Annotated in this window: 22 protein-coding genes; 13 read left to right on the forward strand and 9 right to left on the reverse strand. The window is 40.2% G+C overall.

Going from position 1 to position 22,879, the window contains the following annotated elements; all coding sequences use genetic code 11:
- Nucleotides 1-131 precede the first annotated feature (131 nt).
- Nucleotides 132-1,292 carry a hypothetical protein gene (locus J0654_RS17585; protein ID WP_207030427.1) on the reverse strand — a complete coding sequence of 387 codons (1,161 nt, stop codon included), beginning with the start codon at nt 1,290-1,292 and terminating at the stop codon, nt 132-134.
- A gap of 168 nt (nt 1,293-1,460) precedes the next feature.
- On the opposite strand from J0654_RS17585, the gene J0654_RS17590 reads away from it, so the two are divergent.
- The 6 genes from J0654_RS17590 to J0654_RS17615 are packed head-to-tail and all read left to right on the forward strand — an operon-like array spanning nt 1,461 to nt 11,638.
- Nucleotides 1,461-4,712: a SusC/RagA family TonB-linked outer membrane protein gene (locus J0654_RS17590; RefSeq protein WP_207030428.1), complete on the forward strand. Its 3,252-nt coding sequence runs from the start codon at nt 1,461-1,463 to the stop codon at nt 4,710-4,712.
- Nucleotides 4,713-4,729: 17 nt separating this feature from the next.
- Complete coding sequence (locus J0654_RS17595) at nt 4,730-6,148, forward strand: SusD/RagB family nutrient-binding outer membrane lipoprotein (protein WP_207030429.1); 1,419 nt, start codon at nt 4,730-4,732, stop codon at nt 6,146-6,148.
- A gap of 14 nt (nt 6,149-6,162) precedes the next feature.
- Nucleotides 6,163-6,951 carry an SGNH/GDSL hydrolase family protein gene (locus tag J0654_RS17600; RefSeq protein ID WP_207030430.1) on the forward strand — a complete coding sequence of 263 codons (789 nt, stop codon included), beginning with the start codon at nt 6,163-6,165 and terminating at the stop codon, nt 6,949-6,951.
- A complete protein-coding gene (locus J0654_RS17605; protein WP_207030431.1) occupies nt 6,942-8,426 on the forward strand; it encodes an SLC13 family permease in 1,485 nt (494 codons plus the stop codon). The genes J0654_RS17600 and J0654_RS17605 overlap by 10 nt, the downstream gene beginning before the upstream one ends.
- Nucleotides 8,427-8,446: 20 nt before the next feature.
- The gene (locus J0654_RS17610; protein WP_207030432.1) at nt 8,447-10,213 is read left to right on the forward strand and encodes an Ig-like domain-containing domain; all 1,767 of its coding nucleotides are present in this window, start codon (nt 8,447-8,449) and stop codon (nt 10,211-10,213) included.
- A gap of 33 nt (nt 10,214-10,246) precedes the next feature.
- Nucleotides 10,247-11,638 carry an Ig-like domain-containing domain gene (locus tag J0654_RS17615; RefSeq protein ID WP_207030433.1) on the forward strand — a complete coding sequence of 464 codons (1,392 nt, stop codon included), beginning with the start codon at nt 10,247-10,249 and terminating at the stop codon, nt 11,636-11,638.
- Nucleotides 11,639-11,777: 139 nt separating this feature from the next.
- Here the strand turns inward: J0654_RS17615 and J0654_RS17620 are convergent, their stop codons facing one another.
- The 3 genes from J0654_RS17620 to J0654_RS17630 all read right to left on the reverse strand — a co-directional run bounded on the left by J0654_RS17620 (nt 11,778) and on the right by J0654_RS17630 (nt 13,501).
- A complete protein-coding gene (locus J0654_RS17620) occupies nt 11,778-12,254 on the reverse strand; it encodes an SRPBCC family protein (RefSeq protein WP_207030539.1) in 477 nt (158 codons plus the stop codon).
- Nucleotides 12,241-12,612, reverse strand: a complete 372-nt coding sequence (locus J0654_RS17625) for a hypothetical protein (protein ID WP_207030434.1) — start codon at nt 12,610-12,612, stop codon at nt 12,241-12,243. Before J0654_RS17625 ends, J0654_RS17620 begins: the two co-directional genes overlap by 14 nt.
- A 598-nt stretch (nt 12,613-13,210) precedes the next feature.
- Nucleotides 13,211-13,501, reverse strand: a complete 291-nt coding sequence (locus J0654_RS17630; protein WP_207030435.1) for a hypothetical protein — start codon at nt 13,499-13,501, stop codon at nt 13,211-13,213.
- A gap of 15 nt (nt 13,502-13,516) precedes the next feature.
- Between J0654_RS17630 and J0654_RS17635 the strand changes: the two genes are divergently transcribed.
- Both J0654_RS17635 and J0654_RS17640 read left to right on the forward strand, forming a co-directional pair.
- Nucleotides 13,517-14,074 carry a DUF1572 family protein gene (locus tag J0654_RS17635; RefSeq protein ID WP_207030436.1) on the forward strand — a complete coding sequence of 186 codons (558 nt, stop codon included), beginning with the start codon at nt 13,517-13,519 and terminating at the stop codon, nt 14,072-14,074.
- Nucleotides 14,075-14,179: 105 nt separating this feature from the next.
- Nucleotides 14,180-14,872: a hypothetical protein gene (locus J0654_RS17640; protein ID WP_207030437.1), complete on the forward strand. Its 693-nt coding sequence runs from the start codon at nt 14,180-14,182 to the stop codon at nt 14,870-14,872.
- Nucleotides 14,873-15,172: 300 nt separating this feature from the next.
- On the opposite strand, the gene J0654_RS17645 is transcribed toward J0654_RS17640, so the two are convergent.
- Entirely contained in the window at nt 15,173-15,496 is a 324-nt protein-coding gene (locus tag J0654_RS17645) for a winged helix-turn-helix transcriptional regulator (protein ID WP_237686053.1), read from the reverse strand.
- A gap of 355 nt (nt 15,497-15,851) precedes the next feature.
- Between J0654_RS17645 and J0654_RS17650 the strand changes: the two genes are divergently transcribed.
- Nucleotides 15,852-16,619, forward strand: a complete 768-nt coding sequence (locus J0654_RS17650; RefSeq protein ID WP_207030438.1) for an MBL fold metallo-hydrolase — start codon at nt 15,852-15,854, stop codon at nt 16,617-16,619.
- 126 nt (nt 16,620-16,745) lie between these two features.
- Here J0654_RS17650 and J0654_RS17655 read toward each other — a convergent pair whose 3' ends face one another.
- Together J0654_RS17655 and J0654_RS17660 are read right to left on the reverse strand one after the other, a co-directional pair.
- Complete coding sequence (locus J0654_RS17655) at nt 16,746-17,093, reverse strand: cupin domain-containing protein (RefSeq protein WP_207030439.1); 348 nt, start codon at nt 17,091-17,093, stop codon at nt 16,746-16,748.
- A 744-nt stretch (nt 17,094-17,837) separates the two neighbouring features.
- A complete protein-coding gene (locus tag J0654_RS17660; protein ID WP_207030440.1) occupies nt 17,838-18,221 on the reverse strand; it encodes a nuclear transport factor 2 family protein in 384 nt (127 codons plus the stop codon).
- A 136-nt stretch (nt 18,222-18,357) separates the two neighbouring features.
- Between J0654_RS17660 and J0654_RS17665 the strand changes: the two genes are divergently transcribed.
- The gene (locus tag J0654_RS17665) at nt 18,358-19,245 is read left to right on the forward strand and encodes a LysR family transcriptional regulator (RefSeq protein WP_207030441.1); all 888 of its coding nucleotides are present in this window, start codon (nt 18,358-18,360) and stop codon (nt 19,243-19,245) included.
- A 171-nt stretch (nt 19,246-19,416) separates the two neighbouring features.
- Here the strand turns inward: J0654_RS17665 and arsN2 are convergent, their stop codons facing one another.
- Both arsN2 and J0654_RS17675 read right to left on the reverse strand, forming a co-directional pair.
- Nucleotides 19,417-19,857, reverse strand: a complete 441-nt coding sequence (gene arsN2 / locus J0654_RS17670) for an arsenic resistance N-acetyltransferase ArsN2 (protein ID WP_207030442.1) — start codon at nt 19,855-19,857, stop codon at nt 19,417-19,419.
- Nucleotides 19,858-19,913: 56 nt separating this feature from the next.
- A complete protein-coding gene (locus J0654_RS17675) occupies nt 19,914-20,777 on the reverse strand; it encodes an AraC family transcriptional regulator (RefSeq protein ID WP_207030443.1) in 864 nt (287 codons plus the stop codon).
- 272 nt (nt 20,778-21,049) lie between these two features.
- Between J0654_RS17675 and J0654_RS17680 the strand changes: the two genes are divergently transcribed.
- The 3 genes from J0654_RS17680 (at nt 21,050) to J0654_RS17690 (ending at nt 22,862) form a co-directional block, all read left to right on the forward strand.
- Complete coding sequence (locus tag J0654_RS17680; RefSeq protein WP_207030444.1) at nt 21,050-21,565, forward strand: nuclear transport factor 2 family protein; 516 nt, start codon at nt 21,050-21,052, stop codon at nt 21,563-21,565.
- 371 nt (nt 21,566-21,936) lie between these two features.
- Nucleotides 21,937-22,440, forward strand: coding sequence for a DUF1772 domain-containing protein (locus J0654_RS17685; protein WP_207030445.1), 504 nt, complete (start codon nt 21,937-21,939; stop codon nt 22,438-22,440).
- Between the two features lie 83 nt (nt 22,441-22,523).
- Nucleotides 22,524-22,862: a DUF2147 domain-containing protein gene (locus tag J0654_RS17690; RefSeq protein WP_207030446.1), complete on the forward strand. Its 339-nt coding sequence runs from the start codon at nt 22,524-22,526 to the stop codon at nt 22,860-22,862.
- Nucleotides 22,863-22,879: the final 17 nt, after the last annotated feature.

Consider the following 22,879-nt stretch of genomic DNA (forward strand, 5'->3'; position numbering starts at 1 on the left):
ACGACGATGCCTATTACAAAACCGCCTTTAAGCTTACCAATGCTTTCAGGGAAAATTTTAAAAAGTTTGAGTCGTACGCCAGCGAGGAGATCCGAAGGGGCGGACCACAACGGTATGCTTTTTAAAACCTTCTATCTACAAAACGTACGGATATACTGATCGGTAAAAATGTAGGATTTATTGTAGTCTACCAAGAACCTACCTGTACTGAATTGACAATTGAAGCTGAGTATATCTCCTTCCTTGATCTGATTAAAGTCCTTGTTAGGGGCCAAGGTAGGGTTACAGGTAATGGGTTTGGAGAAGTCTTCCAGTAAGTTTTTAGCTATGGAATTTGTTTCGCTCTTTAATTCGCTGAGCAGTTCTGTGGATAAGGCCTCCTTTTCCAAAACTTCTTGGGGAACAAATTCAATATCGCGTCCTATTGCCTTTCCAGAACGTTGGATCTGTTCTCCATCTATGTTGAATTCCGTTTTGAAAAATGTGTGTACATAAGCGATTTTGACATAGTTAGGGTCGTTCTCAAAATTTGAGTTCATATAGGAAACGCTCAATTTTGGATTTTCATCCTTTGTCAAAAACGAATCTATGGGAACTTCCCTTTTATCGTACCAAATTTCATGTTTTTGGTACTCGTAACCTTCAAAGGATTCCCCCTGGTCATCCCGTTCATCCATACACCTAGCATACATGACCACTTCCTTGGCAACGTAGTGGAATCCGTTACGTTCTCTAAAAAAAGGAATTTTATATTCGTTCCGGAGCCGCCATTTACCTTGATATTTATAACAGGGATAGTAACAGTCTCGGGGTAGTTCCCTCAGCCGGACGTAAGGTTTTACGTAGTTGTTCTCAAATCCCCATCGTAACATTTCATAACGGGTCTGTTCGGATGTTTGATTCCCATTGTTTTCCAGGGGTTCCGTTTTGGAGAGGAAGTATGTGGTGGATACTATCAGTCCCAAAAAAAGGGCTCCAATAACAAAAAGATATTTTTTATTTCCTTGGGACGGGTGCTTTGATCCATCATCCAACTTGTTCACTTTGCCACGAAGCTCGTTTACATCCAATAGGCGCTGCACATTTCGTAAGGCCCTGGTCAGTTCTCCCGCAGATGCGGTATTATTTATCAATCTGGAAAATTGTGAATCACTATAGAATAAGTCCCGTGCAATTTTTGAATTGCTGGTGGACTCGAATTTATTTGAACTCGGGTCGTATTTGCCGTAATGACGTTCAAGTTTTGAGATAAATTCCTCATGAATTTTATTTATCTCTTCTTCTTTATGCATGCATATAGGTTAAAAATCGATAAAAATCGATAAAAATTATTAAAGTGACAATTTAAACTATGAATATTTATATAATTGTCAATCACATGAGCACAATAATATCAAAACAACAACTTTTGTCTTTTTGGTAGTTTTTACTCTAAACTAATCAAACTTAAAACATTTAAAATGAAATTCAGACTAAAGCATGCATTTTTGCTACTTGCGGTCCTTTCCTTTCAAATCGTAGTTTCCCAAAAAAATATCACTGGAACCATAACGGATGAGAATGGTCGACCCCTTGTCGGTGTATCCATTATTGAAAAGGAAACCACAAACGGAACCACGTCGGATTTTGACGGAAATTATTCCATTACAGTAAGGGATGAAACTTCGCAACTATTGTTCAGCTATATTGGTTTTACCCAGGTAACAAGAACGGTTGAAAATAATACGACCTTTAATATAACCATGGAGGAAAGTGCGGAAGCATTGGATGAGGTCGTTGTCACTTCCCTAGGTTTCAAAGAACAGAAGGATGATTTGGGATATGCCAGTTCAACGGTATCCGGCGACAAAGTGGCCGAGTCCGGTGAGACCAGTGTGCTCAATAGTTTATCGGGTAAATCATCAGGAGTGAGAATATCCAGGAACTCAAGTGATCCCGGAGCGGGCTCGTATATACAGATTCGAGGGGTTTCCTCGATAACCCGGAATAGTCAACCTCTTATTATCGTGGATGGTGTGCCCATCAGTAACGATGTAAGGGGAAACAGCGATAGTGGGGGTGTAAACCAACAATCCAGATTAAACGATATCAACCCGAACGATATCGAGAGCATTACGGTTCTCAAGGGTGCATCTGCGGCGGCACTGTGGGGCACACAGGCCCTTGGTGGTGTTATCAATATCACTACAAAGAGCGGTAAATTCAATAGTAGATTATCCGTGAGTTTAAAGAGTACCTACTCGTACGACGAAATCAATAGACGATACCCACTGCAACGGAAATTTGGACAAGGCGACAATGGTGTCTACAATCAAAGGGCCAGGGATTCTTGGGGTGATAAGTTGTCCGAGAGATCGGGGGGATTGGATGAACTGGATACCTCTGGAGAATTTTTTATAGACCAAAATGGCAATGTATATTATCCCATATTGACAAAGAACTCCAGAGAAACTTTTCACGATTCAAATTTTGATAAGATTTTTAACAATGGACATTTCTTGGAAAACAATCTAAGCGTTAGTGGGGGTAATGAGAAGAGTTCGATGTTCTTTAGCCTCGGTAACTTGGATCAACAGGGCATTATTCGCAATAATTCCGATTATCGAAGAACTACCTTACGCTTCAATGCGCGCCAAAATTTCACGGACGCAATCAGTCTAAGAATAAGTTCCTCATACTCCAGAACTAAATCCAATAGGATTGAAAAGGGAGCGAACAGTTCAGGGCTTTATCTGGGTCTATTACGAAATCCAGTGGGCTTTGATATCTCGGGATATCGGGGCGATTATTATGCGAACAGCGATGCTACCCCTGTATCCAACAGACACCGATCTTATCGGGAACCTTTAGGGGCAGATGGTACACCGACCTATAACAATCCACTCTGGACGATCAATGAACAGGAGAACTTGGCCAAGGTGGACCGTTTTATTACAAACGTAGAACTTACGGCCACTCCAAGCACTTGGCTTACATTGATTGCAAGAGTAGGGCTCGATCACTATAGTGAAAAACGAAACGAGTTCTTTACACCTGGTTCGGCCTCGGGTGCTTTCCGTTCAGGTTATATTAGTCAGGAACTGGCCACCAATACCATCTTCAATATGGACTATATAGCCAAGACCAACTTTGACCTCACGGACAATGTAAGTGGCGATTTTTTGTTGGGTTTCAACTATAATGATAAATCCAGGGCTGTAAACGGTTATGTAGGTACAAATTTTGTCCAGTTCTTGGATGTGGACAGTGGTATTCGCGATGTGGACAATATTTTACCCGAAAACATAGTGACCACTAGTTCCCAAGGGCAAGAGCGAACGGCGGGAGTATATTCCTCCGCCTCATTTGAAATAGATGAAATGTTATTTATTAATGCTACAGTCAGAGCTGAATCCGCATCCACATTTGGAGATCAGGACAACAAAGCCTTTGTATTTCCGTCAACTTCGGTAGCCTGGCAGTTTTCCGAATTGGACCTTTTTGGGGAAAACGATTTCTTCTCTTTCGGTAAGCTAAGGGCTTCATATGGGGAAGTCGGTGTACAGCCAGCAAGATTCAATACTTCCAATGTTTATGTGTCTCCGACTTTTGGAGATTCCTACGGAGGCGGACTTAATCTAGGATTGTTTGGCAACGGAGCGTTTGTACCCAGTTCCAGCAGGGGGAACAACAACTTAAAACCTGAACGAAAAAAAGAGATAGAATTGGGTACCGACCTTCGGTTTTTCAGCGACAGACTATCACTGAGCGGCACATATTTTTCTAATGTCACGGAGGATGTCCTTTTGGAATTTCCCCAGGCCAATTCAACGGGATATACCTCTGTATACACCAATGGAGCAGAAATTGAGAATAAGGGATATGAATTAGATCTAGGATACCGTATCATCGATTCGAATAACTTTTCCTGGTCTATTGACGCGACCTTTACCCAGGTTCGCAACAAGGTCACCGACCTCGCTGGCATCGAATCCTTAAACCTGGGAGGACTTTCGGCAGTAAGTTCAAGGGCTGTGGAAGGTGAACCTTTGGGTGTCCTATGGGGGTCTAGAACACTGCGCAATGAAGATGGCTCCATTGTTTATGACGAATATGGTTTTCCCGAACAAGATCAGGTCGAAGGTGTGATAGGTGATCCTAATCCGGATTGGCAGGGATCTTTGGCAACCACAATTTCGTACAAAAATTTTAGATTGACCGCGCTCTTGGAAACATACCAGGGAGCTGATATTTTTGCCGGTACAAAATCTGTAATGCGGGATTTGGGGACATGGTACGATACCGCCAACGAAGTGACCGCTTCAAGAAATTATTTTACCGCAGACGGAAATATCATCAATATCGGGGATACATTCAGGGGAAATGTCCAGGATTTTGGGGCCGGTCCAGTGGCGCTTACCGAAGCATGGTACAATGGAGATGGGGGATTTTTCAGTAACGGTAACGATGAACTCTATATTGAGGATGGTTCATGGACACGGCTGAGGGAGTTGAGCCTATCCTACAGATTGAACAATGATTGGATGAATGATTCCATTGGTATCCGGTCCGCTGAATTCTCTGTAACGGGAAGAAACCTTTTTCTATGGGCACCTTTCGAAGGTAACGATCCGGATACTAATCTTTCTGGGGTAAGTGCTGCTAGGGGAATTGATTATTTCAATAATCCAAGTACAAAATCCTATTTGTTCAGCCTAACCCTTAACTTCTAAACAAAAAAACTGTAAAAATGAAACGCTATATATCAATCGTAATAATTTGTATGCTGCTGTTTTCCTGCAGTAATTTGGTCGATGACCTTAACAATGACCCGAACAATCTTACCAAGAGTGGGTATGGTACTGTTTTAACCGGGGCCGAAGTAGGGAATTTATTATTTCAAAGTGGTGAATCTGCCCGAAGAGCTGCTATTTTTGCCGGACAGTATAAAGGTATTGATAGGCAGCATGAAGGATTTTATCAATATTCGGTGACCACAAGTGATTTTGATGCACTTTGGAACGATGCCTTTGTAAATGCCTTCCGAAATGCACTTATTGCGGAAGAAACAGCCCTGAACGATGAAATTGGCCCTATAGCCCAAGGTATTGCCTTGGTACTTCAAGCCCATTCCATGGGCTCCATAACAGCCTTGTATGGAGATATACCATTTGATGAAGCTGGCAATGTGGCGATTGCCGATCCCGCTTTTGAGGGCCAGCTGTCCGTATATGGTAAAATTCAGAATACGCTGGATACGGCCATTTCTTTATTGAACCAGGGCACGGGAAGGCCCAGTGCGGGTTCCGATATTTATTTTGACGGTGATGCCAATGCATGGGTAGAGACCGCCTATACATTGAAAGCACGATTTTACATGCACACCAAAAATTACCAAGACGCCTGGAACGCTGCTTTAAATGGCATAAGTTCCTTGGAGAACAGTATGTACGGCCCACATGGAACTGCCATGGAAAACTCCAACCTGAATTATCAGTTTTTTGCCGTGGAGGTCCGTCAAGCCGATGTGGTGGTCTCTGATTTTATGGCGAGCCTGGTAAATCCGGAGACGTCGAACCCTATCCCTTCAAACTATAGGGGAAACGCAAAGACTGATGAAACCGGTAGGTACAATTTCCTTTTTACAACAAACAGTACTGGGATTCAGCCCAATACCACAACTGGATTTGCCGCTCAAGATGCACCGGCGCCTCTGGTGACATATGAGGAAAACCTGCTCATCTTGGCTGAGGCCGGACTTCGTAGCAATGGATTTGACGAAGGACTGTCCAGATTGAACGATTATAGATCTTTCATGGACAATGGTGGGTACCTTAGAAATGTCGACCCGTCACAAGTAACCTATGAACCCTATGTTGCCGCAGATTTTGAGAGTGGTGGAATGGAAAACACCAATGGAATCAGTACTGAAAATGCTTTGTTGCGAGAGATTTTGGAAGAACGTTATGTGACCTTTTTCGGTCTGTTGGAGTCCTTTAACGATACTAGAAGAACGGAAAGGGAAACGACGGTGCGCGTGCCCATTGTTCCGAATGCGGGCAATGATCTGCCACAGCGGTTTTTGTATCCGCAGTCAGAAATAGACAGGAATTCCAATGTACCTAGTCCCATCCCCAATTTTTTTGAAGAAACACCAGTAAACCAATAAGAATTCCATTTCCTATGTTAAATAAACAATATATCCGGTCTATCGGTATTTGGGTAGTTGCCATTGTTTTGTGCCTACCAATATCGTTGAATGCACAAAAAAATGAAGACCCTGTCAAGATATTATTTGTTGGAAATAGCTTTACCTATTTTTGGAACATGCCCCAATTGGTGGAAGCCATGTCCGAAACCCAGGGCGTAACCATTGACGCTAGACAATCTACCGTAGGTGGCAGTAACCTGGAACAGCATTGGAAAAGTGAAAAGGGTACGATTACCAGGAAACTTTTGGAGGATAACCAATGGGACTATGTGGTTTTTGGAGATCATAGCCTAAGTACCATAGAGGCACCGGAACGTTTTATGGAATACGGCACCAAATTTGCCGATTTTGTACGTTCCAAGGGAGCTGAACCCATTTTTTACATGACGTGGGCCTACCACTCCAATCCACTCATGCAGGAAACCATTACCAAAGGTTATATGGACCTTGCCACTAAGTTAAATGCAAAGGTCCTTCCTGTAGGTCCAGTGTATATGAAAGCGAGGACATTGAGACCCGATCTTGATCTTTATTTTGATGATAAACATCCTTCGTCCGACGGAACCTATTTGATAGCCTTGACCATCACTAAATTACTTTCGGGTAAATCCATTATGGATGTACCCGATCGTTTAATTACGGAAGATAGAAAAGGTGAAAAACTATATCTGTCCTTTGTATTGCCCACCACGGGAAAATTTTTGAGGCAACTGGTCGACGAAATGAATTTTGAACCCTACAAGACCCAAAAATGGAAATAATCAAGAGAAATGTCTTTTTGGTGTTGGGTCCTTTGGTTTTTCTGACCTTACAGGCTTTTGATCCGCCGGCCGACATGCCGGATGGTGCCTTCGATATGTTGGGCATAACATTATGGATGGCCATTTGGTGGGTTACCGAGGCCATTCCTATTGGCGTAACGGCTTTGCTGCCCATTGTTTTGTTCCCGCTCACTGGCGCGGTAGATCTGTCGAGTACTACGGCATCTTATGGGCATCGGTATATTTTCCTTTACATGGGGGGATTTATGTTGGCCATAGCTATCGAAAAATGGAACCTTCACAAGCGTATAGCATTACATGTCATTCGGATGATAGGCGCCAACGTATCCAAAATCATATTGGGCTTTATGGTGGCAACTGCCTTTCTGTCCATGTGGATATCCAATACTGCAACCTCTGTTATGATGTTGCCCATCGCCATGTCCATAGTGGCCCAATTAAAGGACAATCCAGCAACCCGAGAAGATGAAAATTTAATATTTGGTAAAGCCTTGATGCTCGGCATAGCCTACAGTGCATCTATCGGGGGTGTGGCCACATTGATAGGGACCCCGCCCAACTTGGTTTTCGCAGGATACGTGGAAGAGGTATATGGGATTGAAATCACCTTTTGGCAATGGGCCAAGTGGGGACTGCCCATCGCCGTTCCACTTTTGATCATCGCTTGGATATACCTTACAAAATTTGCTTTCACCTTTAAACAAAAAGAGTTTCCGGGAGGAAGACAGGAAATCAATCAGTTGATCCAAAAATTGGGACCGATAAAGCGAGAGGAGAAAATAATCCTAGGGATTTTTGTGTTAACAGCCTTTGCTTGGATTACCCGTTCATTCCTTCTACAACCCATAATGCCCGCCATTGATGATACCATCATAGCAATGTGTGCCGGTATTTTATTGTTTGCGATCAAAAGTGATGACAAAAAAGGACCATTGATCCATTGGGAGGATGCAGTCAAATTGCCATGGGGGATCATATTGCTTTTTGGAGGGGGTATGGCCTTGGCTTCAGGTTTTGAAACTACAGGTCTGGCCGAATGGTTGGGCAGCCAGATGAACCTTTTACAAGGATTGGCCTTGATTGCATTGATTTTCGTAATCGTCGCCTCGGTAAACTTTATAACCGAAGTGACCTCGAATCTGGCCACAACGGCTATGTTGCTCCCAATTTTGGCACCTATCGCAGTGGGATTGGAGATAAACCCCTACATACTTATGGTGGCTACGACGGTGGCTGCTTCCTGTGCCTTTATGCTTCCCGTTGCGACACCTCCAAACGCGGTAGTTTTTGGGTCGGGCTATTTGAAAATATCCGATATGGCCAAGAGTGGCATATGGATGAATATTGTATCCATTGTTTTTCTATCGCTCATGGTCTATTACTTGCTGCCCCTGGTATGGGATTTCCATCCAAGGGAGTTCAGCTCTTTTATTACAGATAAGATTAGCAAATGACAAACTAAAAATTACTAAACATGAAAACGTATAAAAACCCCATATTGCAAATCGGCTTTATTCTGGTGCTTTTGTTCATTGGTTGCAACGATGATGACGAAGGTGTTATTTTGGATGACACTATCTTGCGTGTGCTCACTACCAATATCACCGAAACCGATTTTGATACTCCAGTGGAGGGTGTTCCTGTGAACACTTCCGTAGAGATAATATTTTCACACAGTCTGGATATGGATGCCGTGTCTTCGGCCCTTGATCTTTCCTCTGGATCAGGAAGTGTGAATTATGAAATTGAATTTTCAAATACCAATTCCACGGTAAGCCTAATGCCTGTTGCATTGGACTATGAAACAAATTATACATTGACCCTGCCCGCAGGAACTTATGGGACTAAAGGGGAAGAACTGGACAACCCCTTGTCCATTAATTTTACTACCGCAGCTTTCGTGCCTCCAACTCTGACGCTTGCCAGTAATGTTTCCGAATTGGACGAAAATGGACAAGCCGCAACGGTTACGGCTTCACTGAACAAAGTGGCCAATAGTGATGTAACCGCTACACTGATTTTCGGTGGATCGGCAACCAAAGATTCGGATTATAGCATTTCAACTGTGGAAAATATTGTTATTCCCCAAGGTGAATTGTCTGTATCATTTGATATAACCACCAACTTGGACGGGGAAAATGAAGGAAATGAAATTATTGAAATCTCCCTGGATGAAGTTACGAATGCCACAAATGGTTCCGAAAGTATTGAAATTGCCATTTTGGAACAATTACCAGCGTTATCCCTAAAAGGTGTTATGGCACTTACCTGGGACGGTTCTGGAACAAATGATGGTAAGGCCGTTCATCTTGTCGCCAACCAGGACATAGCGGATTTGAGCCTGTATGGGCTTGGAACGGCAAATAATGGGGGAGGAACCGATGGTAAGGAGTTTACATTACCAGCAATTTCCGTTTCCGCCGGAGACGATATCCTAGTAGCTAGGGAAACAGCATTGCTTACAACCTACTTCGGTGGATGCACCACTGAATTCGAACACGTATTGGATGCGGATTCCGCCATCAATCAAAATGGGGACGATGCCATTGAACTGTATCAAGGTGATGTGGTTATCGAAACGTATGGAGACGTAAATGTTGATGGTACCGGTGAACCTTGGGAATATTCAGGTTCTTGGGCCTATAAGTTTGATGGTTTTTGGACCACTGGTGGCGTTGACTGTTCTATAGGTTCCGCAACGGTCGCAGATTCAAGCTGTCCCTATCCTATATGCTCCGAAGCATTGGCCCTCAAGGGCGTGTTGGCCCTATTATGGGAAGGTAGTGGGACCAATGGAGGAAAGGCCGTACACTTAAAAGCCAACAAGGATATTCCAGATCTCAGCATTTATAGTGTTGGTGTGGCAAACAATGGTGGAGGTACCGATGGAATCGAATTCACCCTACCGGCGATTGCAGTAGAGGAAGGTGACGATATCTTACTTGCCCGAGAACAAGCGACCATTGCCACATATTTTGGTAGTTGTACCGATTCGTTTGAGTTTATTATAGAGACCGGGTCTATGAACCAGAACGGGGATGACGCCATTGAACTGTACAATGGGGATGTTGTTGTGGAGACTTATGGGGATGTCGATGTGGATGGAACTGGTGCTCCATGGGAATACTCCGGTTCTTGGGCCTATAAAGTAGGTGGTACATGGACCGTGGGCGGCGTGGATTGTGCCGCTGGTTCCACAACCACTCAGGAATCTTCCTGTACTTATCCTGCCTGTAATTAAGAAAAGATTGTGATCAACATTAAAGACATTGAGATGAAAATAAAATTCAAAATAAAAAATAAGCGGACCTTGCTTTTAGGGCTAATGATCCTGACCTTAATGGGCTGTAGCGAAGACGATGGAGTATCCATGGATACATTACGCGTAATTTCGGTCAAATTGAACGATTCCCCTTTAATGGAAAATCAACAAGATGTTGCATTGGAAAGTTCATTTGAAATAGTCTTTTCCGCTGCAGTGGCACCCAATGCACTTGAGAAGTCGATGCATGTCATCGCAGGTACCGAGGATGTTCCGTTTACGCTGCAATACCTGAACCAGTCCACTAAAATTATCGCCACCTTTGATGGGCTATCCGAAAATACGATGTACACGGTTAATGTGGATAGTGGAAAAATTGGATCGGAAGGAAAAATGCTCGCTGAGACTGTGTCCTATACATTTACTACTGTTGCTAACGACTTGAATGCTAAGTCCCCATGTTCATCGGCAACTGCGGATTGTATGCAACAACTGGATTTAAAGGACAACACCGATGCGACCCTTACTTTTGATATGTATTCCAATTATGATTTTATTGATGATTCCGATTTTGTTTGGGACTTTATCGATAAAGTGGTGGTAGTGGTGCATGGGGCCAATAGGGATGCGGACAATTATTTTGAATATATGACCAGCTCGTTGCAGAGTATGGATTTAGAAGAGACAACATTGGTCATCGCACCTTACTTTCAAGATAATAGTTCTGCGCCAGCCAACGGTTTGGTATGGAACGATTCCAGATGGCGGGAAGGTACCAATGCGGATAACAATAATATCGAGCTTAGTTCCTTTGCCGTTTTGGACAGCCTAGTGAACCGCTTTACCGATCAGCAAAGATTCCCCAACCTTAAAAACGTTTTTATCGCAGGGCATTCTTCGGGTGCGGCATTTACCCAGCATTACGCATTGGCCAATAAGGTCCAAGAATCTGCAGCAGGTGTTGATTTCCAATATATCGTGGCTAACAACCAATATTTTTATTACCCCGATGGCCAACGTTATAACGAGGAAACCGGAACCTTTTATGAACCAATGGACTGCGAAGGATATGACTACTGGCCCTATGGTTATGAATTTGCGCCCCCCTATCTTGATGGTATAGATGCAGCAACTTTGACACAGCAACAAGTAGCTAGGAACACGATCTACCTTTTGGGAGGTAACGATACGCTGACCACGGGAACACTGAACACGAGTGATTGTCAGGCCACACTTATAGGTTCCAACCGCTTAAAAAGAGGGAAGAATATGTACCTCTATATGGAAACATTTTACCCTACTGAAAATAATCATAGGGAGATTATAGTTCCAAATGTGGGCCATGATGGCAATGGAATGTTCAACTCTTCGGAATTCAAACAATTTATCCTAGAGTTTGAATAGGTTATCGACAAGAAAACCATTTTTAGTTAATTTTAGATTTTTTTGTTAAAAGGTGGTCCCCTGAGGGGCCACCTTTTTTTTAAAACTCATTGGATGGGAACATTATAAGAGCGGAAAATTTGTATCGTTTTTTGAATTTTTATTTTTCCAGTACTTGCTTCCACATTTTTGATTCGGCAAACTCCTTTATAGTTTGATTGCGTTTTTCAAGCAATGTCTTCATGTATTTTTTTAAAAACAAACTATCAGCAAGATTTCCTAAAATGCCAAGAGGAGATTTATATTCAAAATAGTCAATCATCAATGTACCGTATTCAAGGTCTTTAAAGTCATACTGGTGCCTAAAGCTTTTAAATGCTCCTTTCACCATTTCATCTACAAAGTAATCTGGTCTTTCAAATTCAATGATTTTAGATGTTAGTGTTTGGTAAATTCCAAAATGTTGGGCTCTCCAAGTCACCCTTTCGCCATCACCAATAAGTCCAGAAACTTTCCCTGCAATTGCCTTTTCCTTAGTATGTTCGGTTGATATTTTATGCAAATCGATACTTCTTGATAAATCAAAAACTATTTCCTTATCAGCTTTAATTGCAGTTTTCAATTTAATCTTCCGCATCATTTATTTGAACTTTAGTTTTTTCTAACTCCAATGATTTCGGCCATAACAGTACCACCATCAACTTTTGACCTACTTGTTTAAAACAATTCAATTTACCGCCCACAAAGGTTTCATACTCAAATCTTTTTCTCTTGTTTTCTAATGCAACAACAGCATCACCTGGTTTAACAACCTGCCCTTTCTCGAACAACCATTCCACAATTCTCCATTCTCCATCTTCTATTAGCTCATGAGGAAAGACTATATTTTCTGATTCCACATATTCTGGAAATCTTCCATTTATTTCAGCATTAGATTTTAGGGGAGTACTTTCAAGCCCCAATTTTTCAATTTGTTCTAGAAACCACTTCCTCATCGTTTTACGAGACTAACAGATTATTATTTTACAATTTTATTGATTAATAAATTCTATTGCTTTTTCAAGAATCTCATCTTTTATTTATTATTCCTTGAAGCGTAGGAGTTACATTAATGTCAATTTTAACACCTTTTCTTTGGGTTTCGGTACCATCTGGATAGAATATTCCTACTCCTGATATTTGTGTTTCATAGCCTCCAACTATATTGAATCTAACAACATTTCCATCTGCTCCTGAAGTCTGAGAACCGATGGTAGTAGAATTGTTGCCTGACTGTAGGCACATTCGTATACACTAGAACCTATATTTGGAAACCCTTGTAAACAAAGGGTTTTAGCTTTTCAAAATTTTATGCTCACCGAATAGGTCACTTTTCATTAAAATGGTTTTAATAAACTAAAAAAAGTTATTCAAGATTTATGTTGATTTATTACATCATGTTAAGTTTAGTTGTTGCTAAGATCAGCATAGTTTGAATCGTTCAAATAATCAGTTCAATAAGGAAAAAAATAAAGAGGTTAGTCGAGATTATCTTAAAGGCCCAAGCATTCGAATTGTCCATTAAGATTCGATGTTGATTGTTCAGGTACTTTTTTAACAATTGAAAATAAGGTTATATCGGTATTCGATATCCTTAATTTCACTTTCATTGAGTTGGACAAATTCTTTGTTTTTGGCTCTTTTGGAAAAGGAGCCATCGTTTTGTTCCAAAAAACGGACCAATAATGATACCATATCATCCGGCATTTCGTAGGTATTGTCAATGTAATATTTGAACTCTTCATATTTGCCTATATAGTTAATTTTATTGGGAATGGTGTTCTCCATTTGGATATACCTAATGTAAAGGCTATCTTCCTCACTGATGGACGCTGACAAAACCAAAAAACGAAGTGTTTAATGAAAACAGAATATCTACATAGCGTCAAAAAGCAATTTGAATACTACAAATCTGTTGGAGAAAAAACATTTAGCCAATTAAATGAAGATGATCTTTTTTGGAGAGTTAATGAAGAATCCAACTCAATAGCAATAATTGTGAATCATCTATGGGGAAATATGAAATCGCGTTGGACCGATTTTATGACTTCCGATGGTGAAAAGGTTTGGCGGAAAAGAGATAAGGAGTTTGAGTCGATTATAACAACTAAAATCGAGTTGTTGGAAAAATGGAATGATGGATGGAAATGCCTTTTTAATGCGTTGGATGCACTAAGTGTGGATGACTTGGAAACAAAAATTTATATCAGAAACCAAGAACATTCCGTTGTAGAAGCCATTAACCGGCAATTGGCCCACTATCCCTATCATATTGGACAAATCGTTTGCTTAGGTAAGATGAGAAAAGGTGCCGAATGGAGAAGTTTGACTATTTCGAAGGGGAATTCAACTGAATTTAACGAGCTTAAATTCTCGAAAGGAAAGCACAAGGGACATTTTTCCGATGATTTGAAATGATACACGTAATGGTTTCTAATTGGATATTTGATTTTTGGCGACTGGATTGACCTTCTAGATGTATTGGTTTACCTTTGGTTTTCCCATTTAGATACTACCATACAAATGCAACATAATTATTATGCCAAAACACAAAAACAACAACAGCAAATACAAATTTTTATTGGTGCTGCTGCTTTTTTGGTAGTTCTGATTTTTTCGTTGATTGCCTGGGCGACTAAATTCTATCTTCTTGTAATTGTGGTAATTCCCATAGTGTTATCCATCATCGCTCCATTTTTTGATGTGCCTGCGCTAAAGAAAAGTGGAAAGCTCAAGTACCATTCCTTACTCTTCATTTCTGAAGCCCCCCGAAATGGCTTGCTAAAAGTACATGGAGGAACACTATTGGACTATGTCTTTGTTATCGATGGCCAAAAAAATAACAAACAACGCACACGTTTTATCCTACGGCAGTATGTACAAGGACTTTTAGATTTGATAATATCTTATGAAACTAACAACACTGAACCGCTGGTGGTCCGTGGCACCAGTTATATTATCAACGAAAGGACGGCAAAGCGGATTGGCTTTAGGAAAGTCAAGGGCGATGGTATCCAACGATTGATCTTGATTCTTAATTATTTCAATGTCATGATTCAGTACTCCATTGCGAAGGGAAAACTGTCCTTTCCCAGGTTGACCGATACGAACACTTTCGAAGCAACCCTGAACGAATTAATTGCAAAAAAAGGAGAAATCGAACGTTTGAACGGAATGTTGAAGAAATCTATCACAAGCGAAAAAAATACCATATAAAACCCAATTAAACATATATTGCTACCTGTACTAAAGTCTCCCCCCCCCCTCCCTTTATATTAGAAGGGGTCTGCAGGAACTTTTCACCGCATAACACCTGCGGAATAGGCACTGTAGTCTTGGAAGCACGATTTATATATGCTCCATTTAATTGATAGCCTTAAAATTAAAGAATTATGGGATTGGAACAATAATGAAAGCTCCATTTCATGCCTACAAAAGTTGATTCTTGAGTGTATATCAATGCGCTTGCCCCTTTCTGAAGTCCAGCTATGCCTTTACTCCCTAAAGTTTTAGGCTTCAGTTCAAATTTGATGTATTGCCAAATTCATCCAAAGCGGAAAGGACGGGGCCCAAAGCCTTCCCTTTTCTTGAAAGTGCGTATCGCACCTCCGATGGGAAACCATTCACTTCACGCCTGATGACGAGGTCATTGCCCACCATTTCCTGTAGGTGCTCCATAAGAACTTTCTTGGATATCCTCGGTATGGATCGCCAAAGATCGTTGAACCTGAATTCACCCTGATAAAATAAAAAGTACAGAATCATTGGTTTCCATTTTCCGGATAGCATATCCAATGCTTTTTTCAATCCACAGTTTTCAAAATCCTTATAGTCCATCATCTATTTTTTAAAAACCAAGTTACTCAAAAGTAACTTGCTTGGCCGCAATCATTCAAGGTGTTAAGTTTACTGTCCATTAGCGGAGCGTTACCAAACATATTGCCGAAACTTTTGGGTTATGGCACCTTTTAACAGTAAGGTACAAATCTTAACAAAGACCCCAAGACATACAGAATTGGATACATAAGTTTCATAGGCAATTGGACAACAAGAGTGCTGGTGCCGAACAGGGATATGACTTGCTGGTTTTTGCCCATGTTCAGGTATATACTTGCCATTCCAAATGTGGGCAATGTTATTGGGTTAGCATTTACATTAGAGAATGATGAATCACTTCAAATACTAAATATCCATTATGATTAGAATGCAACTATGGCGGAATGCCACATTACAACTTAGGTTAGGAAAAACGAAGTTTCTCATTGATCCAATGTTGGGCGAAAAATCCTCCATTGGCCCTTTTCCCTATACCGAGGATAAGCGTCAAAACCCTCTGGTACCACTGCCTTTTAGCGAGACCTTATTGCAGCGTAAACTCGATGACATCGATGCCGTTTTTGTTTCCCACCTACATCCAGATCATTGGGATGAAGCTGCCGTACAACGAATCAGCAAAGCAACTACCATCATCTGTCCATCAACTCTTGTGGACACCATTGAAGCCTATGGATTTCAAGATGTTCATGGACTTCAACAACCCATGACGTTTAACTCGATTGAGATGTATTTAACAGATGGTCAGCATGGCACTGGAGCCATAGAGGAAAAAATGGGCGCTGTCAATGGTATTGTTTTCCGACATCAAAATCAACGTATCTATATCGCAGGGGATACAATATGGTGTCCAGCAGTAGAAGAAGCGCTCGATAGACATCAGCCACAGCACGTCATTGTTGCTGGTGGCGCGGCCACTTTTTCCATTGGAGAACCCGTAACGATGACAGGAGAGCATATCAAAGCTTTGGCCGCACACGCCCCAAATACGAAAATATGGATAACCCATATGGAAGCAGTCAGTCCCTGCAAAGAGGGCAGGGCTACACTCAGTCAATTTCTCAAATTAGAATCTCTGCTGCACCAATGCCATATTTTAGGTGATGGTGAGGAGGTACATCTTCAATGACATCTATATTTTCTCACGATAATAATGGACTCCTTTATAATCATTGTTTTTCTGGGATTGCTAGGTCAGCTACTTTAACGTATTTCTCCAGTGAGCCAAATGGTCAACTCGCTTTGAATTTTGATTTTATGTATTCGATTCGTCAAATCTATCCCCATGGGAAGGAGGTACTGAAATCACGATAAATTCCAAGTTTTCAGTTTGGTCATTCCTTATTCGGTGTGGTACTTTTGGTTGGATGTGAATTCCGTTCCCGCTTTCTACAGTTATAATTTCGTTTCCAATTTCAAAAGTTGCCTTTCCCTTTAAAATCCTAAAAAACTGTTGGGCATTGTTGTGCCAATGTTGTTTTTCTTGTGTATTTGGCGGCATTAATTCTTCAATTACACTCAAACTTGCTGATTTGACCAAATGCCATCCAGTGCAATTGTTCCCCCAGATATAGTGTTCACTGTTTTCTTTAGATTTTTTCATTTGGATTGGTTTTTCAGATCACTCAAACCTTTTGTAAAGCAATAGTGCCAAATTCATTCACTTGCTCCTCGATTGTAACCCCGTTGGCTATTAGCTGACTTTAAGAGGGTTTTTGAAACCACTATTATTTGAACAAAACGGTATGCCCGTTTACATTTTTAAGTCAATGGTACCTTCCAAATATTTAACTGCCTTTCCCTGAATGGTAACATTGTTCTTATTCAACTAACATAGTAATTTCCCTCCACGTGCGGAAATTTGTAAAGCTCTTAGGTTTGTTTTGTTCAATCTCTCAGACCAAAAAGGGATTAAGATACAATTATCAGGACAGTCAACACTATTTCAAACTCGTTTCTTGTGGTTTTATGGATTGGAGACAAAAATTATGGTTACCACTCAATAGTTATCAAACCCTACTATAGAATTGTGTAATGATAATCGTTGTTAAGGACTTGACATACCAAAAGGAGCAAAAACTAATTTGTCACTAATGCATTTGTTTTAGCCCCAATCGATAGCAAAAGAGCTAATCTGGATTTTAATTTAAATCAAGGATGGGATATAAAATGGATATTATGTTTTCAGGGGTCATGTATCAATAAGGCAAGGAATGTAATGAATTTGAATTTCAGATAGTATGGGCTTGTCGGGAAGCAATAACGGTTCAAGCTTTTAGCTGAACCGTTATCCTATGTGTCCCATGGTAGTTTCGAATACTGGAATTCAAATCTATTTTGAGAAAATTTAGTCCATCACGCTTTCCAGATGCCAAATTTTTGAAACGATTTGCCAACCATGCTCTCCATTAACAAAGGCTAAGTGGTCCACAAATATATTTTTGTGTGCCCTGATTCGTATTTTTACAGTAGCACAATGAGCTGATAACCAGTCAATCATTAGAATTTCTGCCTCGGGCTCTTGTTTAACACTTGCCGGAGATACCCTTCCTCCAACATCTCTGCTAAAACTATCAATGGGTTCAACAAAAACCTTTCCTTGGTCAACGTCAAATAGGCTAGAGTCTTTGTGAAACACTTTGTTGAGTAGCTCAGTGTTGCAATAATAAAGAGCATCAAAATAGGTTTCCACTGCTTTAATTAAATCGGTAGGGGTATGCTGCTTTTCCATTATTTCTAAATTTTAAATTCGCTGTAAAATTATTTAGCCCATTAGAAAGCTAGAAATCCTAACGATGAATGATTCAAAACTATAACTGAAATATTTTCAGATTATATGGTAGTGATATTTAGTAACTTTGAGGTCTGTGGAAATCAAATATTTTAGACTTATAAAAACAATAGAGGAGGAGGGCAGTATTGCCAATTCTGCTGAAAAATTGTTTTTGACACAATCGGCATTAAGTCACCAATTGAGGGATTTGGAAGAGCGTTTGGGTTTTAAGGTTTTCCATAGAAAACGCAACAAATGGCATTTGACCGAGGAAGGTACAGAACTGTATAAACTAGGGAATTCCATACTTAATAGTATTGAAAGGGGATTCCGGAATATTGAACAGTTGCGAACAAATTCTGTTGGTAAGGTTAAGTTCAGTACAGAGTGTTATAGTTTTTATCGAGGCCTATCATCATTTATCCAAAAAATGGGTCTTTTGTATCCAGAAATAGATGTGGAATTGGTTCTTGACGCGACACACCAACCTATTCCAAAAATTTTAACGAATGAAATCGATATTGCCATAGTTACCCAGAAGCCCATACAGGGCAGCCTGTCAAATTTAGAAGTGTACGAAGACGAAATCGTTGGTGTTATGCATAAAGAAAATCCATTGAGTCAGGGTGCATTTTTAGAGGCAACCGATTTTTTGGAAAGCCATTTAATAATTCACTCCTTTCCTTTGGAGACTGTGGCAGTATACAACCATTTTTTAAAACCAAATAAAATTGTTCCATTGCATATTTCTGCGATTCCATTGACCGAGGTCGCTTTAGAAATGATAGCTGCGAATATGGGAATTATGTGTATGCCAAAATGGGCTTTGAAACCTTTTAAGTTGCCAGAAGAGCTTACATTTAAGCGAATAGGTAAGAATGGTTTAAAAAGAACACACTATCTGGTCTTTCGGACTTTGGATAAGGACAAAAAATACATGAATGATTTTATCATAAATTTCCAGGAGACTTTTTCAAAATAACATTTGATAAAAACCGAAACTAAAGCATAAGATATGATTCGAAGCCTTTTTAGACTAAAGAGGTTTTTTTAAATATTTAATAATAGGAGCTTTCTATTGAGTGTTTTGCGCCCTATTGTTGAAACTACCGGTTAACTGTGGTTTTTAATTTCGTGCTTCGTTGTTCAACGGTCAAATCCGTTTGGACAGGTCCTTTACCATGGTAATGGCTGATTCTGGACATATATCCTTGAATTCTGCCGTATTCTTTATGGAGTCTGGACAATCTGTTCTTTGGACCAACTTAAAACCTAACTTTTTAAATAATTGCTCAGCGGTTGTGGTCAGAAGGTACAACGTTTGAATTTTTTGTTTGGAAGAGTGTTTTATGACATGTTCAATCAGTTTTGAGCCAAACCCTTGGTTTTTAAAATCCTTCTTTACAGCTAATGACCTTAATAGTCCAAATTTGTTAAATGTTTCCAATCCAATTACTCCAACCAGTTCCTGTTGATTTTTTAAAACCCAAAAGGTTATTGTTCCGTATCGGATATCTTTCACCGGGAGATTTTCTGAGATTAAAAGATTTCGTATTTCCCTTGTATCTTTCTCTGTACTTTCAGTAATAATCATTTTAAAGAAGTTTTATATGATATGCTTTACTCTAAGTTTAGAGTGTTTCAAAATAGTTATGGTATACTATCCCTATATTCCGTGGGGCTCATATTTTTCACGACCTTAAAAGACCTGTTAAAATTTGAGAAATTGTTAAATCCACATTGCAGATATATCTGTGATATGGTCAAGCTTCTATCATGTAGCAATTTGCAGGCATGGCCTATACGAAATTCATTGAGAAATGTGGTAAAGGTCTTATGGGAGTAGGACTTGAAATACTTACAAAATGCCGTTGGAGTCATATGGGCCACATTGGCGACTTCATCCAATTTAATCGGACGCGTAAAATTGTTCATGACATACTGATAGATTTTTTCAATCCGTTCCACTTTTTTATGATCATATGACGTCCTGAAGTTGACACTGGCCAAACAATCATAACTTTTGACATCCTTCAGTTCATCCAATATTTTGAGTAAGTAGATCAATCGTTGGAGATAGTTGCCCTTGGCCAACTTTTTCACATATATGGCGATGCGCTGTTTTGGTTTTCCGTTAATCGAGACTCCTCTTTGAACCTGAGCCAAAATTTTACGTAGGTCGTAGGATTCGGGAGTGGCCAATGATTTTCCTTCCAACCATTCGATATCGAAATGAACGATGATAGCCTTGAATCCCTCCGGTTCGTTGCGGTCCATACATTCTTTGTCTGAACACCAAAAATGTGGAAGTCTAGGACCCATAAATACCAAGTCCCCATTGGTGAATCGGTCTACATGATCGCCCACCACTCGTTTACCCTCTCCTTTTTCAATCAAAACGATTTCATAAACATTATGAAAATGTAAAGGTGAATTAAGATAGGGAAGGTATAATTTCTTCGCGGTGACAGGCCCTTGAAAAATACTGTTCGAGTCAATTAATATAGGCTTCATATAAGGATGAAAATATAGAATTTTATCCAAAAAAAAGGTTTTAAGAGATGTTTAGGGCAAAATATGTGCACTATTGGATAAATATTATCAATTCAGGAATACATTGAGTAGGTAATTTTGGTCTGTTGTTTTTTCCCGGATATAAACGTTTTTATATGTAATGACCAATGACCTGATTTCCATATATCAGGTTTTAAAGTGGTACCTGGCATTGGTAAACGGGGAAGGATAAAAACGATTGGTAAAATGTGAAGAATAAAAAAAGAATATCTATGAAAATTTTACAAAGACCTTTAATTATACTGATTTTGATAATGTCTATAGCTGCATGTAAGAAAAGCAAGGAAGGGGTTAAGGAGGAAAGTGTAGAAAACACTGTTATCATCGAAAAAGAAAAGCAGGCAATTTTGGAGAGCCTCAGAACCGAAACGGAGGATGCGTTCAATAGGGACTACCAAGCGTGGAGGACAAATTGGGTCCATCAACCATCTGTGGTCAAGACATATATGAACTTTGCAGATAGTTCATTTTCTGAGATGCTTGGTTGGAGAGAAGTGGATGATTTTGTGAAGACTTATATTAAAGAACACCCTGAGCCTGTGCCAACTCCGGTACAACCTGACAATGTAACCATACAAGTGTTCGGAACGGGTGCATGGGTGAGCTATCGGACGTTTGATGAGACCTTTGGGAACAAAAGGGAAACCCGTCTCATGGTAAAGGAAGCCGGGCAATGGAAAATAGCGGGGATGCATACAACCATATATGGATTTGAACCAGTAAGATGATAATATACCGTAAACCTGTGTCATACATAGCCCTGTCCATAAAGGATTAGGACTTTCCAGAAAATATGACCACGCTTTAGTCTTGGGATAAAGAGTTAAGGCCAGAACAAGGGAAGGGACAAAAAATGAAATCACCCTTTTGGGCGGTTAGGAACTTTATTATATGCTACGGGACAAATTTCTTAGAATTATATCCATGGTGTCGCAATACGATGTGGTATCCTATCTCGGTATTTCACTTACCCCATTGGGCCTAATCCGTGCGAAAATTAGAAAAGCATGCTATTTTTTACATGTGCAATACTACTTGGAAGGACTGCTTTGCTTTGTGGGACAACTGCCATTAAGGGTAGTAAACCAAATACATACCAATGAACCGAACACTAAAGTACTTTTCCATGGTGACCGTATCCGTTTTTTTAGGTGGTCAGATTACCGAAGGATTATTCCTTGTGCCGCATTGGAAAGGATTGGCCCCGGAACAATTTTATCTGTATTACGCCAAATTTGGGCCATCTATTGGATATTTTTATACGGGTCTTACCCTAGCGGCCACCCTAGTGCCATTGTTGTATAGTGTTAAAGCCTTTTATCACAAAGATCTGCATTTGCCCTATTTCGTTCTTTCCACCTTTTTCATGCTTACGGTAATTGTGTTGTTCTTTATATTTTTCAAGAGTACCAACCAGCACTTTTATGCTGCAGACCTTAACGCCGCGACCTTAAAATTAACATTGGAAACCTGGGAAATTTGGCATTGGATACGAATACTCCTTGAAATGATTTCATTGATTTTATTGCTATATGGTTTGAATACCTTTGAACCCTGCGGTTTAAAATCAAACCTTATTTCTAAAGAAAGCCAAAAGGAATAGTATGAAACGATTCCGTATAGTTATCTTCATCCTTTGTTATGCAATTGCCCATGGTCAAAGTAGTATTGTAGAATAGGAAACGTATGATGATAAGACCAAGGAAAAAAAAGGCAATTATTGAAGTCTATAAGATTAGGGACCAATATTTCGTAAAAAATGTGAAAAATTATGGTGGTGCAGAGAATGGGCTATGTAGTTCATGCCAAGGAGACAAAAGGAGCAAACCCATCATTGGTATGGGTAAAATTGAAAATATTAAAAAGGTGGGCGATGTCTTTCAGAACGGTACCATTATGGACTCTAAAAATGGTAAAACCTATAATTGTTACATCAAGCTGCTCGACAAAAATAAGTTAAAGGTAAGAGGCTATTTGGGCATCGCTCTTTTGGGCGGGACCCAATATTGGATGACAAGAAAATGACCCCTTTTTAATTATTG

Source organism: Flagellimonas profundi, from assembly GCF_017313275.1.
Taxonomy (GTDB): domain Bacteria; phylum Bacteroidota; class Bacteroidia; order Flavobacteriales; family Flavobacteriaceae; genus Flagellimonas; species Flagellimonas profundi.